We start from the raw sequence: 16,249 nt of genomic DNA, 5'->3' as shown, positions 1-16,249 counted from the left end.
CGGCTCAACAAGGAGGTCAAGCGCCGCGCCGACGTCGTCGGAATCTTCCCGAACGAAGACAGCATCATCCGCCTCGTCGGGGCTGTGCTGATGGAGCAGAACGACGAGTGGCAGCTCCAGCACCGATACATGCAGATCGAAGGCATGGCCGAACTCAACCAACCCATGATCGAGGAGGAAAATCAGCCCCTACACATCACCGCCAAAGCCGCCTGACGATGGCCCACGGCCACAGCCGAAATTACACCACCTTGACGGACGCGACCTGGCCGGGATCGAGAAAATGACAGCAGGCCTGCTCGATACGCTCGGCGTGGAGCACGCGCTGTACACCCAGGGTTCGATGCCGTCCCATTCGCCGCTGACCGGCGAGCAGATAGCGGCGGTCCGGATCGCCGATGCCGCCGACACCGACGCCGCGCTCGCGGCCGCCGGTGCGGCGTTCCGCGCGTGGCGCGACGTGCCCGCCCCGCGCCGCGGCGAACTTGTGCGGCTGTTCGGTGAGGAACTGCGCGCTGCCAAGGATGATCTTGCGATGCTGGTGACGATCGAGGCCGGCAAGATTCCGTCCGAAGGCGCGGGCGAGGTGCAGGAGATGATCGACATCTGCGACTTTGCGGTCGGCCTGTCGCGCCAGCTTCACGGCCTCACCATCGCGACCGAGCGGCCCGGGCACCGGATGATGGAGATATGGCACCCGCTGGGCGTCGTGGGCGTCATCTCCGCCTTCAATTTTCCGGTCGCCGTCTGGGCATGGAATGCCGCGCTAGCGCTCGTCTGCGGCAACAGTGTGGTTTGGAAGCCTTCCGAAAAGACGCCGCTTACCGCCTTGGCGACGCAGGCGATTTTCGAGCGCGCCTTGCGGCGGTTCGGCGATGCGCCCGCAGGATTGTCGCAGGTTCTGATCGGCGGGCGCGAGACGGGCGAGGCGCTTGTCGACGATGCCCGCGTCGCGCTCGTCTCGGCGACGGGATCGACGCGCATGGGCCGCGCCGTGGCGCCGCGCCTCGCGCAGCGGTTCGCGCGCGCGATCCTCGAACTCGGCGGTAATAACGGCGTGATCGTTGCGCCATCGGCCGACCTCGACCTTGCGCTGCGCGGCGTCGCCTTCGGCGCGATGGGCACCGCGGGGCAGCGCTGCACGACGACGCGGCGGCTGTTTGTCCACGACAGCATCTATGACGGCTTCGTCGCACGGTTGAAGGCGGCCTATGCCAGCGTCGGCGTCGGCAATCCGCTGGAAAGCACGGCTCTGGTCGGCCCGCTGATCGACCGCGCTGCCTATGAGGCGATGCAGGCAGCGCTGTCGGCGGCCAAGGCCGCAGGCGGCGTCGTGCATGGCGGCGAGCGGGTCGGCGACGGCGCGAGTTATTATGTCCGCCCCGCGCTCGTGGAAATGCCCGGCCAGGTCGGCCCGGTGCTGGAGGAGACGTTCGCGCCGATCCTCTATGTCATGCGCTACGACGATCTCGACACCGCGATCCGCCTGCACAATGATGTGGCGGCGGGACTGTCATCGGCGATCTTCACCACCGACCTGCGCGAAGCCGAGCGCTTCCTGGCCGCGAGCGATTGCGGCATCGCCAACGTCAATCTCGGTACATCGGGCGCCGAGATCGGCGGAGCGTTCGGCGGCGAGAAGGAAACCGGCGGCGGACGCGAGAGCGGGTCGGATGCGTGGCGGCAATATATGCGCCGCGCGACGAACACGGTAAACTATTCCGACGCGCTGCCGCTCGCGCAGGGGGTGTCGTTCGACGTCGGCTAGCGCTGTGGAAGCGGCGCAGTCAGGTCGATCCGCGCGATCTCGCGGATCTTGTCGCCGTCGATCCGGGCTTCGACCAGGCTCGTGCCCATGAGGCCGAAGATGCGGCCGTTCAGAAACACCGGCCGTGAATTGCCGTACCAGTCGATGCACGAAACTTCGCATATATAGCTGGCGTCGGTTTCGACCCGATCGGCCGGCGTTGCGGCAAGCGCACCGGCGTCGGCAAGCTGCCCGGTTGGTGATTTGGTCAGGAAGTTGAGGTCGGAGGTATCCGAGCGCCACCACCATCGTCTCGACTCCGCGCTCAGCTTGACGGTCGGCAGGCCGATGATCCCATTGCCCGCTTCGTCGACAATGCTGTTGAAGGCATGGCTGCGGCCTTCGCTTTCGTATCGGTCCGGCAGGAAGGCAGACGAGAGGATATGCGCGTCCTTGCCGAGACCGATCAGCGTCAGAGTCAGGCCGCGGTCGTCGCGATAGCCATTGACGATGACGTCATTGCCCACGCGTTCGGTGCGAACGATATTGTGGGGAACGTCGATCACCAGCGCGTCCTTCGGGCGCTTGACCGGCACGGCAACGACCTTGCTCGATTGCGGGGGTGTGTCGGGGTCGGGCGGATCGCCGCTCCAGCTATTGCGTCCGCCAAACACGAGCCAATCATCGGCAAACCGATTTTCGACAATCGCCTTGCCCGTCGATGGAAGCGGCGTGAACGCGCTGTCCGCTACGGGTTGGAAGATCGTGTCGAAGACGCCGGTACGAATTTTCAGAAAGGCGTTTTGCGCCGGCTCTGCATAGCCGGGTCTGCAGCGGATGCTGCGCCAGTCGACCAAGGCGCGAAATTCCCCGTCGCGTTCATCCATCGAAAGATGATCGTAGGGCGCGCCCGAAACGCCGGCGACGCCTGGCGCGGGGCTGTCGATCGGCAGGCGATAGAGCGCGCCCGGAGTAACGTCGCGGCGGTCGGCGCGCGGCCGATCGAGGGGGGCGCCATCCTCGGCCTGATCTTCGTCGCAACCGGGCAAATGCCACCACTCCCGATCGCCGAACGCCGCTGTCCAAAGATAGACGGCTTCGGGCGACACGAACATTTCGGCCTTTCGAGGCCCCACAAATCCGGTCGTGCGGCATTCCAGGCTGCGCTTGCTGTCGAAGCCGCCAAGCGGACAGAGCGAGATTGCGTGGACGGTCGGGTCGTCCGTCCGCAACACCGGTTTGTAGATCGATCGCGCATCGAGCAACGGGGTGCCGCGCGCTTGGCGCGTCTTGCGCTCCGCTTCGGGCAGCCACCGCCTCAGTATCGGGCGTGCGTCGCGTTCCTCGAACTGGTCGAGCGCATAGGGCGTGTATACGACGAGCGTGTCGCCGACGATGCGCGTGGCATAATTGTCGACGTCGTAATAATCGTCGGACGTGATGAGGAAGACGCCTTCGCTTGCCACCTTGCCGCTCGCCTGATCGAGCTTGAAGATCGACATTTCGGTCGCATCGTCATTATAGCTGTAGGCAGTGACGATGATATGATCGTCCTGAACGAGCATCTCATCGTACCAATCGGCACCCTCGAAATCCTTGTCCCACCGCTGTTTCCCGGGCTGGTCCGGCGGCAGGTGCCGATAGACGTCGGCCCGGTCGGTAAGCTGCATCGTCTTCACATTGATCGCAAAGATCCGACCGTCCTGCAAAACGAGCAGATAGTCGCCGATCTGCTTGACGATATCGCCCTCGTCAACGCCAGCGGTCTGGACGTTCGTGATCGACGTCGGCGCTGCGGCGCGCGACCCGGTCACGATAACGTCTCTCACGCCACCTTCGCCGGGGCAGTCCTCGGGCTTTTCGCATAAGGGATCGCCGCCTTGCATCGCCGCCGCGACGACGATTTCCGAGGATCGCGCGGTATAGCGTTCACGTCGGTCGCGCAGCCGTTCGAGCGACCGGAGATACGCCCGGAATTCGCCTTCGCTCGCATAAGGGACGAGCTCGGGCGACGTTATCTGATCGAGCCGCTTGTCGTCGATCGCCGGGAGTGGCGCGGAGGCAGCTTGGGGCGTTGCGGGCGCCGAAGCGCAGGCCGCGAGCGATGCTGCCATGCCGACCGTCAACAGACCACGCACCATATCGCTTCCCCCCTTGCCCGGATGAGGAATATCATCAACGCTGGTGAGGGTTTAGCGCAAATAGGTACCAGTCAGAGGCTCTGCCAGCCGAAGCGGCCGTCGCCCAGCGCCACGACTTCGCCCGCCGTCCCCACCGGTTCCTTCGCGCCATCGGTCAGGAACGCCAGCATCGCGGTGTCGCCGACATCGACATGCGCCAATGTGCGCCGACCCTCGGGCGTGCGCGCGACCACGACGCCCGCCCTTGGCGCGCCATCGCGGCCGTAGAAGACGGTATAGCTCTCGATCGTTGCCGGCCCCGCATAATCTTCGACCAGATCCGGCACCGGTCCGCGCTTGGCCTCGGCTTCGGCCTGATAGTCGAAATCCTGCGGGAAGCTGGCGGCGGCGATCGGCTCCTTGCCCAGCACAATGCAATGATTGTCGGTGGCGAAGCCGCCATTGGCGAAGAGGAAGCCGTAGCGGCCTTCGCGGCGGAGTTTTTCCACCATCGAGACGATTGCGTGGCTCATATAATTGGCGATCGGGCCGCCGCCGAAGGTCAGCCCGCCGAACACCGTCGCGGGGCGGTCGACCGGCCAGCCGAGCGTGCGGCGTGCCATCTTCGGCACGCAGGGGAAGCAGCTGTAGAGTTCGACGAAATCGAAATCCTGCGCGGTCATGCCGTTGAGCGCTAGCGTGCGGTTGATCGAGGTTTCCATGCTGACGCTGCCGTTATAGCGGTCGCGGCGGAGGATACTCGGCGGCTCCTTCGCGGCGGCGCCCATGCCCACGTAAATCAGCCGGTCCTCGGATATGCCGCGGCGGCGCGCTTCGGCCAGGCTGGCGACGAGGAAACCCGCCCCCTGATTGACCGACGAATTGGCGACCATCAGCTTGGAATAAGGAAAGGCGATCGGCCGGTTGCGCTCGTCGACGCGCAGAATGTCGGCAGGGGTTGCGGGCTTGCGGATCCAGGCGCCTTCGTTTGCCGCCGCAACCGCCGAAAAGCGCGACCAGATTTCGGCGCTCTCGCCCTGCGCTTCGGCAAGGCTCTGGCCCCATGCGGCGCGCGTCGCATTTTCATAGAGCGGATAGACGTCGACCGGCGCCGCGAGGCCGTGCTTTTGCGCATAATCGGGCTCGCGCCGCGTCGCGACCTTACGGATCGCGTTATAGCTCTTGTCCTCGCCGCTCGCGGCCTTGGCGGCGCGGCCCGCCGCGGTGCGCAGCGCCTCGGCGCCGACGATGGCCGCGAGCTTCATCTCGCCCGCGCCGATGCGGTTCGCCGCTTCGTTGAGCAGGCGTACCGGCGTATCTCCGTGTGGCGCCGCCGACTGGTAATTGATCGCCGGGCTGGCGCCGATGGCGGCGGCCAGCGGTTCGGGCAGCTTGCCAAGGCTGTGAAAGCTGATCTGGTCGACGATCGCGAGGCTGTCGATCTCGGCGAGCGGCACGCCGGCGTCTTCGGCGGCGACCCGCAGCGCCGCGACCATCAGCCCGAGCGAGTCGAGCCCTTCGTCGGGGTCGGCGGGGCGGTCGTTGACCTGGCCAACGCCGATGATGACGGGAATGCGCTCGGGATCGGTCATGGTCATATCAGCGCGCTTTCCATTCGGGCTTGCGCTTTTCGGCAAAGGCGCGCGGGCCTTCGCGCGCGTCTTCGCTGCGCATCAAGGCGCTGCGTTCGAGGGTGTTGTGCTCCCAATAGGGCGCGTCGGCGGCGATGCGGCCGTCCTGGATGCCGAGCGCGACGCGCTTCGATGCCTGGACCGACAGCGGCGCGTTGGCGGCAATCTTGTCGGCGAGCGCAAGTGCGGTCGGCATCAGCTCGGCGAGCGGGACGACATGGTTGACGAGGCCGAATTGTGCGGCGCGTGCGGCGGGGATCGGGTCGCCGGTCAGCATATGCTCCATCGCCAGCTTGCGCGGCATCTGCTGCGCAAGGCGGAAGGCACCGCCCGCCGCGGCGAACAGCCCGACCTTGACTTCGGGCAGCCCGAATTGCGCATGATCGGCGGCGACGATGATGTCGCTCATCAGCGCGATCTCGCAGCCGCCGCCGAAGGCGAAGCCGTTGACCGCGGCGATGATCGGCTTCGAGATCGGGTGCGACACCATGCCCGCGAAGCCCCATGCAAGCTGATCGGGGTCCGACGGCGCGAGGCTCTCGCCGCGCGACAGGGCGACGAGGTCGGCGCCGGCGCAAAAGCTCTTGTCGCCCGCGCCGGTGATGATGACGGCGCGGATTTCGGGATCGTCCTCGGCGGTTTCGAGTGCGGTTCCGATGCCGACATGGACCGCGGCGTTGACCGCGTTGCGCGCCTCGGGGCGGTTGATCGTGACGATCAGCACATGGCCGCGGCGTTCGGTAAGAATGGTGGTGTCGGTCATCGCGAATCTCTCCCTTTCGGACGAGTATCGCGGGAGGTTGACGTTTACGTCAACTGGAAAGCTGAGCCAAAAAACGGTGTGCTCCCGCGAAGGCGGGAGCCCATCTCCGGAAGGTGCCATTTTTAGCCGACGGGAGATGGATCCCCGCCTTCGCGGGGACACACGACTGTTTTGGGTTTTGTAGGGGTCAGATCGACTGCCCGGTCTTGGCCCAGTCGGCCAGGAAGCCTTCGATGCCCTTTTCGGTCAGGACATGCTTGAACAAGCCCTTGATGACCGACGGCGGCGCAGTCATCACATCGGCGCCGATCTTGGCGGCTTCGAGCACGTGGATGCCGTGGCGCACGCTCGCGACGAGGATTTCGGCCTCGAAGGCATAATTGTCGTAGATCAGCCGGATGTCGGCGATCAACTGCATGCCGTCGAAACCATTGTCGTCGTGGCGGCCCACGAACGGCGAAACGAAGGTCGCACCCGCCTTTGCCGCGAGCAGCGCCTGCGTCGCCGAGAAGCAGAGCGTGACGTTGACCATCGTGCCGTCGCCGGTCAGCGCCTTGCAGGTCTTGAGCCCGTCGATCGTCAGCGGCACCTTGATGCAGACATTGTCGGCGATCTTGCGGAGGATTTCGGCCTCCTTCATCATCGTTTCATGGTCGAGCGCGACGACCTCGGCCGAGACCGGGCCATCGACGAGCGCGCAGATTTCCTTCGTCACTTCCTTGAAGTCGCGACCCGACTTGGCGATCAGCGACGGGTTGGTGGTCACGCCGTCGAGCAGACCCGTTGCGGCCAGTTCCTTGATGTCGGCGATTTCGGCGGTGTCGGCGAAGAATTTCATGGCGCGGGGTTCCTTGCGGGCAGGGTGATTCGGGTTTGAAGCTGCCGTAAAGCGGTTTGCTCGTCATTGCGAGCGAAGCGAAGCAATCTCCCGCCATCAGCCTTGCGCAAAGTCGGGAGCGGGAGATCGCCGCGTCGCTACGCTCCTCGCAATGACCGAGAGGAAAGCGCTGGCGTTCCATCTTTGTTCCGATTATGCGAGCCGCATGGCCAAAGCGAAGCGTCAATATGTCTGCCAGAATTGCGGGTCGGTCTCGTACCGGTGGCAGGGGCAATGCGCCGATTGCGGCGAGTGGAATACCTTGGTCGAAGAGGCGAGCGAAACCGTCTTTTCGGCCAAGCACGACCTGTCGAAAGGCGGGCGGTCACTGGCGCTCGAGACGCTGGGCGAGCATAGCCCGATGCCCGAGCGGATGCTGTGCGGCATCGCCGAATTCGACCGGGCGCTCGGCGGCGGCTTCGTCGCCGGATCGGCGACGCTGATCGGCGGCGATCCGGGGATCGGCAAGTCGACCTTGTTGTTGCAAGCGGCCGGGCGGCTCGCGAAGGCGGGCAAGTCGGTCGTCTATATCAGCGGCGAGGAAGCGGCGGGTCAGGTGCGGCTGCGCGCGCAGCGGCTGGGGCTCGGCGACGCGCCGGTCGCGCTGGCGAGCGCGACGTCGGTGCGCGACATATTGGCGACGCTCGACAGCCGTGACGCCGATTTCGTCGTCATCGATTCGATCCAGACGATGCACAGCGACCTCATCGACAGCGCGCCGGGAACGGTGAGCCAGGTCCGCGCGAGCGCGCAGGAACTGATCCGCTATGCCAAGGACGGCGGCGCGGCGATCGTCCTCGTCGGGCATGTCACCAAGGATGGCACGATCGCAGGTCCGCGCGTCCTCGAACATATGGTCGACACGGTGCTGGCGTTCGAGGGCGAGCGCAGCCACCAATATCGCATCCTGCGCGCGGTGAAGAACCGCTTTGGCGGCACCGACGAAATCGGCGTCTTCGCGATGGGCGAGGAGGGGCTGGGCGAGGTCAGCAACCCGTCGAGCCTGTTCCTGACCGACCGCAGCCGCGACGTGCCGGGATCGGTCGTCTTCCCCGCGCTGGAGGGGACGCGCCCGGTGCTGGTGGAGGTGCAGGCGCTGACCGTGCGGCTGGCGAGCGGCGCGACGCCGCGCCGCGCCGTCGTCGGCTGGGACAGCGGGCGCCTGGCGATGGTGCTTGCGGTGCTCGAAGCGCGCTGCGGGCTCCAGATGGGCGGCGCGGAAGTCTATCTCAACATCGCGGGCGGCTATCGCCTGACCGATCCCGCCGCCGATCTGGCGGTCGCTGCAGCGCTGATCTCGGCGTTCAGCGAGCGACCGGTTCCTGCCGATGCGATCGTCTTCGGCGAATTGTCGCTGTCGGGCGAAATTCGCCCTGTCGCGCACGACGCGCTGCGCCTGCGCGAAGCCGCGAAGCTCGGTTTTTCAAGGGGCTGGGGACCGAAGGGGATGAAGGCTGTGAACGGCATCGGCGTTACCGGCTTCACGCGGCTCGGCGAACTCGTTGACCTGATGCTCGGGCGCGACTAGCGACCGGCAGATGGGAAGTCTGACGGCTCTGGATATCATCGTGCTGACGCTGGTCGGTGGCGGCGCAGTGCTCGGTTTTTCGCGCGGGCTGGTGCAGGAGGTGACGACGCTGCTCGCCTGGGTGCTGGCGATCGCGGCGGTGCGCTTTTTTCATCCGGCAGTGACCGAGTTCGTGTCGCGTTGGGTCGGGACGGCGGGCGGGGCGGCGATGCTCGCCTTCGTTCTGCTCTTCGGTATCGTCTTCGGCCTCGCTAAATGGGGGTCGCGGGCGATGGGGCAGCGCAGCCGCGCCTCGATCGTCGGCGGTATCGACCGTGGGCTCGGTGCGGGTTTCGGGGCGGTGAAGGGTCTGTTGATCGCCGCGATCGGCTTCATGCTCGTTACGCTTCTCTATGACATCGGCTATGGCAATGCGCAGCGTCCCGAATGGATGGAGCAGAGCCGTACCTATCCCGCACTCAACGCGACGAGCGCCGCGCTGAGCAAGGTGATAGCCGAGCGGCGGGCCGAAGCGCGCGCCGCCGAAAGCACGACCGTGAAGCAGGACGCGCCCGACGCGGCCGCGAAATGAGCGCGCCGCTGTATAACCGCGACATATTGGCGCTCGCAGTCGCCAATGCCGATTACCCGCCGCTGCCCGAGGCGCGCCATCATATCTCGGCGCGCGCGCCGCTGTGCGGCAGCGCGATCATCCTCGACCTCGACGCCGACGAGCGCGGACGGGTGACGAAGGTCGGCCTGCACGTCGAAGCCTGCGCGCTGGGGCAGGCGTCGGCGGCGCTGGTCGCACGTCACGCGCCCGGCCGCGCGCTCGATGACATTCGCGCTGCGCGCGCCGCCATCGCCGCCTGGTTCGCGGGCGAGGGCGCGATGCCCGACTGGCCCGGCTTCGATCTGCTCGCGCCGGCGCGCGACTATCCGGCGCGGCAGGGCGCTATACTGCTGCCTTTCGATGCCGCCATCGCCGCGCTTGAGGACGATGAGGTGACGGCATGACTTTTCTCGTCGCGGCAACGGCGCCCGCCGTCACCGAGGTGGCGGCGCGCACCCCGACTGATACGCTGTTGTTCGAAGGCGCGGTGCTGCTGGGCGTCGCGACGTTGTTCGTGTTGATCTTCCGCCGTTTGGGGCTCGGCGCGGTGCTTGGCTATCTGATCGCCGGCGCGCTCGTCGGGCCGCACGGTCTGGGTCTCGTCGGCGGTGGCGAATCGAAGCTGCAAATCGCCGAGATCGGCATCGCCTTCCTGTTGTTCCTCGTCGGCCTCGAACTGCATCCGCGGCGGCTTTGGCAGCTTCGCCGCGCCATCTTCGGGCTCGGCCTGGCGCAGGTTGTCGTCACCGGGCTGATCCTGACCGGGCTGATCTTCGTGACGCTGGGCTTCAGCCCCGCAGCGGCGCTCGCGCTCGGCCTGCCGCTCGCGCTGTCGTCGACGGCGCAGGTGCTTCCGAGCCTCAAAAGCTCGGGCCGGATCAACTCGCCCTTCGGCGAGAAGGCCTTTTCGATCCTCCTGTTTCAGGATCTGGCGATCGTGCCGATGATCACGATCATCGCCGCGCTGTCGCGGGCGCCCGCCGATCCGTCGGCGCCGCCGGGCGCGCTGCTGGCGCTTTATACGCTGCTTGCCATCGCGGGGCTGGTCCTCGCCGGCCGGTTCGTCGTCAATCCGCTGCTGCGCCTCGTCGCGCGCTATGGCGAGCGCGAGCTGTTCGTCGTCGTCGGCCTGCTCGTCGTGCTGGCGAGTTCGGCGCTGATGCACAGCCTGCATGTTTCGACCGCGCTCGGTGCTTTCGTCGCGGGGGTGATGCTCGCCGATTCGCCATATCGCCACGAGATAGAGGCTGATGTCGAGCCGTTCCGCCTGATCCTGCTCGGCCTGTTCTTCCTGGCCGTCGGCATGGTGCTCGACGTCAATGTGATCCTCGCCGATCCGCTGCGCGTTCTGCTGCTCGCGGCGGGTCTGGTTGCGGTCAAGGTCATGGTGCTGACACTGCTCGTGCGTGCGTTCGGCAAATCGTGGAAAACCGCGCTCGGCCTCGCGCTGCTGCTCAGTCAGGGCGGCGAGTTCGGCTTCCTGCTCTTTACCCAGGCCGCCGACGCGCTGCTTATCGCGCCCGAGGCGGCGAGCCTGTTCAGTGCGGTGGTAACACTGTCGATGGTATCGACGCCTTTCCTGATGCTGTTCGCCCGCAACCTCGAATTCTCGCCCGATCGCGATGGCGACGAACTCGAAGGACCCGACGATGCGCCGCGCGGCTCGGCGCTCGTCATCGGCTATGGCCGCTTCGGCCAGATCGTGGCACAGATGCTCCACGCGGTCGATTGTTCGGTCACGCTGATCGACAAGAAGCCGAGCCAGATCGAATTGTCCGGCCGGTTCGACACCAAGGTCTATTTCGGCGACGGGCTGCGGCTCGACCTGCTTCGCCGAGCGGGCGCGGAGGAGGCGCGGGTCATCATCTATTGCATCGACGACGCCACGGTTGATGCCGAAGTATTGCGTCCGATCGTCGAAGCCTTCCCGCAGGCCAAGATACTGACGCGCGTTTTCGATCGGCGCCAGTTGATGGCGATCGAGGGGGCGGGAACTGCAGGCGCGGTGCGCGAGGTGTTCGAAAGCTCGATCGCGCTCGGCCTGATGGCGCTCGAAAAGCTCGACGTCGATCCGCGCCAGATGGAAGATGTCGAGGCGGCGCTGCGCCAGCTCGACGCGACGCGCCTCGCCGCGCAGATGGACGAAGGCGACCTCGCGGCGGGCAAGGATCACCGTTTCAAGCCCGGCGGCGGCCGCGAGTCGGCAAGCGTGCTGGAAAAATTACGCCAGCGGCGTCAGGAGGCAAAGGCCGCCGCGCGCGACGAGGAAGCGATGCAGGCGGCCGACCCCAAGTCGGCGTGACGCGTCTGCTGACCGCAGCGTCTGGCGCCTAACCCGCCTGCGCGTCTAGAAAATCCGCAACGCTATCGAGCCCATATTCGTCGGTGACGAAACTCTGCCCGATGCCGCGCGTCAGGATCAGCGGCAGCTTGCCGCCGCGCGCCTTCTTGTCATGCGCCATATGTGCGGCGAGCGCCGCGCCGCCGGTGTTGATGCCCGCGCTGGCCAGGCTGTGCGGCAGGTCGACGCTCGCCAGATGCGCGCGTACTCGTTCGGCATCGGCGGCGGAACACAGGCCCTTCGCCGCCGAAAACCGATGCGCGAGGACCATGCCCGCCGCAACCGCTTCTCCGTGCAGCAGCCGCGCTGAATAGCCCGTTTCGGCCTCAAGCGCGTGGCCGAAGCTGTGGCCCAGATTGAGCAGCGCGCGGATATCCTGCGTCTCGCGTTCGTCAGCGGCGACGATCCGGGCCTTCGCCGCGACGCTGTGCGCGATGGCATAGGCGCGCGCGGCGGTATCGCCGGCCAGCAGCGCGGCGCCGTTCGCCTCGCACCAGGCAAAGAAGTCCGCGTCGTCGATCAGGCCATATTTGACGACTTCGGCATAGCCCGCGCCGAGCTCGCGGCGGGGGAGGGTGGCCAGCGTCGCGGGGTCGATCACGACCAGCGCCGGCTGATGAAAGGCGCCGATCAGATTCTTGCCGGCAGGGACGTTGATCGCGGTCTTGCCGCCGACGCTGCTATCGACCTGCGCGAGTAGCGTCGTCGGCACCTGGATGAAGGCGCAGCCGCGCTTGACGATGCTGCACGCAAAACCGACGAGATCGCCGATCACGCCGCCACCGAGTGCGATCACATGATCGCTGCGTTCGACGCCTTCGCCGATCAGCCATTCGGTCAGCCGCGCCAGTCCCTCCCAGCTTTTCGTTGCTTCGCCTGCGGGCAGGACGAGCGAGGAAAACGAGATGCCCTCTGCACCCAGCGCGGCACCGACCTTGGCCAGATAGGCATCGGCGACATGGGTATCGGTGACGATCATCGTGCGCGGACGCTTCAGTAGCGGGGCGACATGCGCGCCCAATTCGTCGAGCAGTCCCTCGCCGATCAGGATCGGATAGCTGCGCGCGCCAAGTTCGACGGTCAGTCTGGTCATTGCGGTTTCCATTGCGACAGCGCCTCCAGGATCGCGCGCACCGTATGTTCGTGCGGATTGCTTGCCGAGCTGACGCGGATATGCGCGTCGGCATAAACGGGATTGCGGATCGCGGCGAGTTCGCGCAGCACCTCGCCGGGATCGCGGTCCTTGAGCAGCGGGCGATGGCTGCGGCGTCCGACGCGCTCGACCAGGGTCGCGACGTCGGCATCGAGCCAGATGCACAGGCTTTTGTCCAGGATCAGCGCGCGCGTCTCGTCGTTCATGAAGGCGCCGCCGCCGGTTGCAAGCACCAGCGGCCGGCCGGTGAGCAGCCGCGCGATCACGCGGCGTTCGCCATCGCGGAAATGCGCCTCGCCGAAGCGCGCGAAAATGTCGGATATCGTCATGCCGGCGGCGCGTTCGATCTCGTCGTCGGCGTCGGCGAAGCGCATTCCGAGGCGCTGCGCCAGGCGGCGGCCGATTGTCGATTTGCCCGATCCCATCAACCCGACGAGCACGATCGGCCGCGCGCGAATTGCGGGCGCGATGTCCGGGGCCGGGCTTTTCGGGTTTCGCGACATGGTGCGCGCGGCTATACCGCAGGAACCGCGCGGAACAATGATTTTGCTGCGCCGCGCAAATTTGGGTCGAGCCGGCACGGGTGGCACAGGATATTGCGCGCAACGCAAGGATCGGGAAAAGGGCGCTGGGTCGCCGGGATTTTCGCCCTGGCGCTGCTGCTGGCGTTCGGTCTGTTCCTCTATTGGCTGGGACGACCGATCGAGGCGAAGATGATTGAGGTGGACGTGACCGACAAGATTGCCGAAAGCGCGGCACAATGACCAAGAAAATGCTCGCGCTGACCCTGGGATTGTCGGGAACCGCACTCGCGGCTGCGCTCGTCCTTCCGGCGGTCGCGCAGGAATCGCTCTTGCCCGAAGGCTTCGGCAAGCCCGCCGATACGCCCGCACCGCGCCCGGCACCGACGCCATCGCCGACCCCGGCACCATCATCGACCGCCGCACCCAAAGGCGGCCAGAGCGGTGCGACGACCCTTGCGCCGTCAATCGTCGCGACGCTCGACAGCGGCGACACCGACACCGACACGGGCGATGAGGCTAGCGATGGCGAGGAAGGCACCTCCGGCCAGCTCAAATACGACCTGCCGCCCGGCGCGCGCCGGCTTTTGACGCGGGTCGGGCCGCTGACGCCCGAAACCGGCGGGATGGCGCCCGATGCCTTTGGTGTGCGCGGCCAATATGCGGCGGCGATCATGCGCAGCATGCGCGGTCAGGTCGCCTCGCGCTGGGGTCAGATATTGCTGCGCCGCGCGCTCGCGTCTGCGATCGACACGCCCGATACGATCAGCGGCGCCGACCTTGCCGCCGACCGCGCGGGGCTGCTTTTGCGGCTCGGCGAATCGACCACCGCGCGGATGATCGTGCAGTCGGTCGATTATGACCGCGCGACCCCGCGGCTCGTCGCGACCGCCCAGCAGACCTATCTGGCGAATGCCGATCCGTCGGGGCTTTGTCCTTATGTCCCCGCAGGGCTTGCCCATGGCGACGAACAAAGCTGGCGGCTCGCCGCGGCAATGTGCGCCGGGATGTCGGGCGAGGCCGGACCCGCGGGCTGGGCGATCGGCCGGGTACGGTCAAGCGGCAAGATCAGCAATTTTGACATTCTGCTCGCCGAACGTGTGCTCGGCGCAACGGGCGCCGGCCGCCGTTCGACAACGATCGAATGGGACAAGGTCGGGCGCCTGACGAGCTGGCGCTTTGGTCTGGCGACCGCGACGGGAATCGACATTCCGGCACCGCTGCGCGCCACGGAGGCCGGTTCGATCCGAAGCTGGACGGTACTCGCGCCGATGACGCCGATGGGCGACCGCATCGCTGCCGCTCCCTATGCCGCATCGCGCGGCGTGCTATCGAGCGAAGCCTATGTCTCGCTGCTCAGCGCCGCGTCGAGCGAGGAGGAGCCCCCCGAAGCGCTCGCGGCGCAGACCGATCTGCTGCGCAGCGCGTTCAGCGGCGCCAATGCCGCCGATCGCTATACCGCGATGGCGGAATATTGGTCCGCGGGCACCGGCGCGACGGCGCGCTATGCCGCGCTTGTTGCCACCGCGCGGGCGGCCGCCGCGCTGCCCACCGGCGCCGATGTCGGCGCCGATCCATGGCAATTGCTGGGATCGATGCTGACCGCGGGATATGACAATCGCGCGATGCAATGGGTGTCGAAACTGTCGGTCGGCGGTCATGGCTGGGGCATCATGGCGGTCGGTTCGCCGCGCCCGCTGACCGGCGTCGGCGCGGGGTCGATCGGCAGCTTCGCCAGCGACGACGACAGTGCCGAATCCTTGCGGTCGAAATTCCTGCTCGCGGGTCTTGCGGGCCTCGGCCGCATCGACGCCGGGCAGGCGTCATCGGCGGCCAGCGACCTGGGGGTCGATCTGGGCAAGCAGACGCGCTGGACGCGCGCAATTTCCGAAGCCGCCCAGCGGCGGGAACCCGGCATGGTCGCGCTGCTTGCTGCGGCCGGAATGCAAGGCGAATGGGACAAGATACCGCCCTATCACCTCTATCATATCGTCCGGGCGCTGCACGACGTCGGGCTCGACGCCGAAGCCCGGATGATCGCGGCCGAAGCGCTGGTGCGTGTCTGACGCGCGCCTGATCGACCGCTTTCTGGAGATGATGTCCGCCGAACGGGGGGCATCGCGAAACACCATCCTCGCTTATCGCCGCGACCTTGAACAGGCGGCAGAACTGGTGCGCGGTTCGCTCGGCGATGCCGACGCCGCCGCGCTGCGCGCATTGATGGCCGCATATCGGACGCTGGCGGCGAGCAGCGCTGCACGCAAATTGTCGGCGCTGCGGCAGTTCTTCGCGTTTCTGGAGGATGAGGGCGAGCGCACCGACAATCCGGCGCTCGACATCGCGCGTCCCGCCACGCGCCGTCCGCTGCCGCGCATTTTGTCGCACGATGATGTCGACCGGCTGTTCGCGCAGGCTAGCGAGGAGGCAGCGGGGGAGGCAGCGCCCGCGAACGCCATGCGCATGCTGCTGCTGCTCGAACTGCTCTACGGCTCCGGACTGCGCGCGAGCGAGCTGGTGTCGCTGCCGCGCCGTGCGGTTGCGGGCGAGCGGCAATTTCTGATCGTGCGCGGCAAGGGCGACAAGGAACGGCTGGTGCCGCTGTCCGACCGGGCGCGCGAAGCGCTCGATCGCTGGCTGCCGCTGCTCGCCGATGGAACACCCTGGCTGTTCCCGTCGGGCAAGGCGCATGTGTCGCGCATACGGCTGTTCCAGATGCTGCGCGAACTGGCGGCGCGCGCCGGGGTCGATCCCGCGGGGGTCAGTCCGCACGTCCTGCGCCACGCCTTCGCCACCCATCTGCTGGAGGGCGGGGCCGACCTGCGCGCGTTGCAGATGATGCTGGGCCATGCCGACATCGCGACGACCGAAATTTACACCCATGTCGATAGCCGGCGGCTCGTCGAGCTGGTCAATCGGCGCCATCCGCTGGCGCAGATGCGGGCCGTTGACGTTGCGGCGCCTTCGGCCTAGCGCTCC

Annotated in this window: 15 protein-coding genes; 9 read left to right on the top strand and 6 right to left on the bottom strand. The window is 66.8% G+C overall.

Annotation, left to right across the window (positions count from 1 at the left end):
- On the top strand, positions 1–216 hold a 216-nt coding region (locus STE01S_RS14670), incomplete at its 5' end, for a transposase (protein WP_174531814.1).
- A 67-nt stretch (positions 217–283) separates the two neighbouring features.
- Positions 284–1,768 (top strand): L-piperidine-6-carboxylate dehydrogenase, encoded by a 1,485-nt coding sequence (gene amaB / locus STE01S_RS14665; RefSeq protein ID WP_062768981.1) that lies wholly within the window; start codon positions 284–286, stop codon positions 1,766–1,768.
- On the opposite strand, the gene STE01S_RS14660 is transcribed toward amaB, so the two are convergent.
- The 4 genes from STE01S_RS14660 to fsa form a co-directional block, all read right to left on the bottom strand.
- Positions 1,765–3,888: a beta-propeller domain-containing protein gene (locus STE01S_RS14660; RefSeq protein ID WP_062768978.1), complete on the bottom strand. Its 2,124-nt coding sequence runs from the start codon at positions 3,886–3,888 to the stop codon at positions 1,765–1,767. The two genes, amaB and STE01S_RS14660, sit on opposite strands and share 4 nt — an antisense overlap.
- Positions 3,889–3,959: 71 nt before the next feature.
- Complete coding sequence (locus STE01S_RS14655) at positions 3,960–5,465, bottom strand: acetyl-CoA acetyltransferase (RefSeq protein WP_062768975.1); 1,506 nt, start codon at positions 5,463–5,465, stop codon at positions 3,960–3,962.
- A gap of 1 nt (position 5,466) precedes the next feature.
- Complete coding sequence (locus STE01S_RS14650) at positions 5,467–6,261, bottom strand: enoyl-CoA hydratase-related protein (protein WP_062768972.1); 795 nt, start codon at positions 6,259–6,261, stop codon at positions 5,467–5,469.
- A 187-nt stretch (positions 6,262–6,448) separates the two neighbouring features.
- Positions 6,449–7,099 (bottom strand): fructose-6-phosphate aldolase, encoded by a 651-nt coding sequence (fsa, locus tag STE01S_RS14645; protein ID WP_062768969.1) that lies wholly within the window; start codon positions 7,097–7,099, stop codon positions 6,449–6,451.
- 205 nt (positions 7,100–7,304) lie between these two features.
- On the opposite strand from fsa, the gene radA reads away from it, so the two are divergent.
- The 4 genes from radA to STE01S_RS14625 are packed head-to-tail and all read left to right on the top strand — an operon-like array spanning position 7,305 to position 11,560.
- On the top strand, positions 7,305–8,666 hold the full coding sequence (gene radA, locus STE01S_RS14640) for a DNA repair protein RadA (protein ID WP_058813236.1): 1,362 nt from the start codon (positions 7,305–7,307) through the stop codon (positions 8,664–8,666).
- A 10-nt stretch (positions 8,667–8,676) separates the two neighbouring features.
- Positions 8,677–9,237: a CvpA family protein gene (locus STE01S_RS14635; protein ID WP_003052779.1), complete on the top strand. Its 561-nt coding sequence runs from the start codon at positions 8,677–8,679 to the stop codon at positions 9,235–9,237.
- A complete protein-coding gene (locus tag STE01S_RS14630) occupies positions 9,234–9,662 on the top strand; it encodes an iron-sulfur cluster assembly scaffold protein (RefSeq protein WP_062768966.1) in 429 nt (142 codons plus the stop codon). The genes STE01S_RS14635 and STE01S_RS14630 overlap by 4 nt, the downstream gene beginning before the upstream one ends.
- A complete protein-coding gene (locus tag STE01S_RS14625) occupies positions 9,659–11,560 on the top strand; it encodes a cation:proton antiporter domain-containing protein (protein ID WP_062768963.1) in 1,902 nt (633 codons plus the stop codon). Before STE01S_RS14630 ends, STE01S_RS14625 begins: the two co-directional genes overlap by 4 nt.
- Positions 11,561–11,588: 28 nt before the next feature.
- Here the strand turns inward: STE01S_RS14625 and aroB are convergent, their stop codons facing one another.
- Together aroB and STE01S_RS14615 are read right to left on the bottom strand one after the other, a co-directional pair.
- A complete protein-coding gene (gene aroB / locus STE01S_RS14620; RefSeq protein ID WP_062768994.1) occupies positions 11,589–12,692 on the bottom strand; it encodes a 3-dehydroquinate synthase in 1,104 nt (367 codons plus the stop codon).
- Entirely contained in the window at positions 12,689–13,255 is a 567-nt protein-coding gene (locus STE01S_RS14615; RefSeq protein WP_062768961.1) for a shikimate kinase, read from the bottom strand. Before STE01S_RS14615 ends, aroB begins: the two co-directional genes overlap by 4 nt.
- A gap of 93 nt (positions 13,256–13,348) precedes the next feature.
- Here STE01S_RS14615 and STE01S_RS20435 point away from each other — a divergent pair, with 93 nt between their 5' ends.
- From STE01S_RS20435 to STE01S_RS14605, 3 genes are read left to right on the top strand one after another with little or no spacing between them, the layout of a single operon-like run.
- A complete protein-coding gene (locus STE01S_RS20435) occupies positions 13,349–13,516 on the top strand; it encodes a hypothetical protein (protein ID WP_156416816.1) in 168 nt (55 codons plus the stop codon).
- Positions 13,513–15,339: a hypothetical protein gene (locus STE01S_RS14610; protein ID WP_062768958.1), complete on the top strand. Its 1,827-nt coding sequence runs from the start codon at positions 13,513–13,515 to the stop codon at positions 15,337–15,339. The genes STE01S_RS20435 and STE01S_RS14610 overlap by 4 nt, the downstream gene beginning before the upstream one ends.
- A complete protein-coding gene (locus STE01S_RS14605; protein WP_062768955.1) occupies positions 15,332–16,243 on the top strand; it encodes a tyrosine recombinase in 912 nt (303 codons plus the stop codon). Before STE01S_RS14610 ends, STE01S_RS14605 begins: the two co-directional genes overlap by 8 nt.
- Positions 16,244–16,249: the final 6 nt, after the last annotated feature.

The organism is Sphingopyxis terrae subsp. terrae NBRC 15098, from assembly GCF_001598815.1.
Classification (GTDB): domain Bacteria; phylum Pseudomonadota; class Alphaproteobacteria; order Sphingomonadales; family Sphingomonadaceae; genus Sphingopyxis; species Sphingopyxis terrae.
Note: the sequence above shows the minus strand (reverse complement) of the source record. Positions and strands in the feature narration are given on the sequence as shown.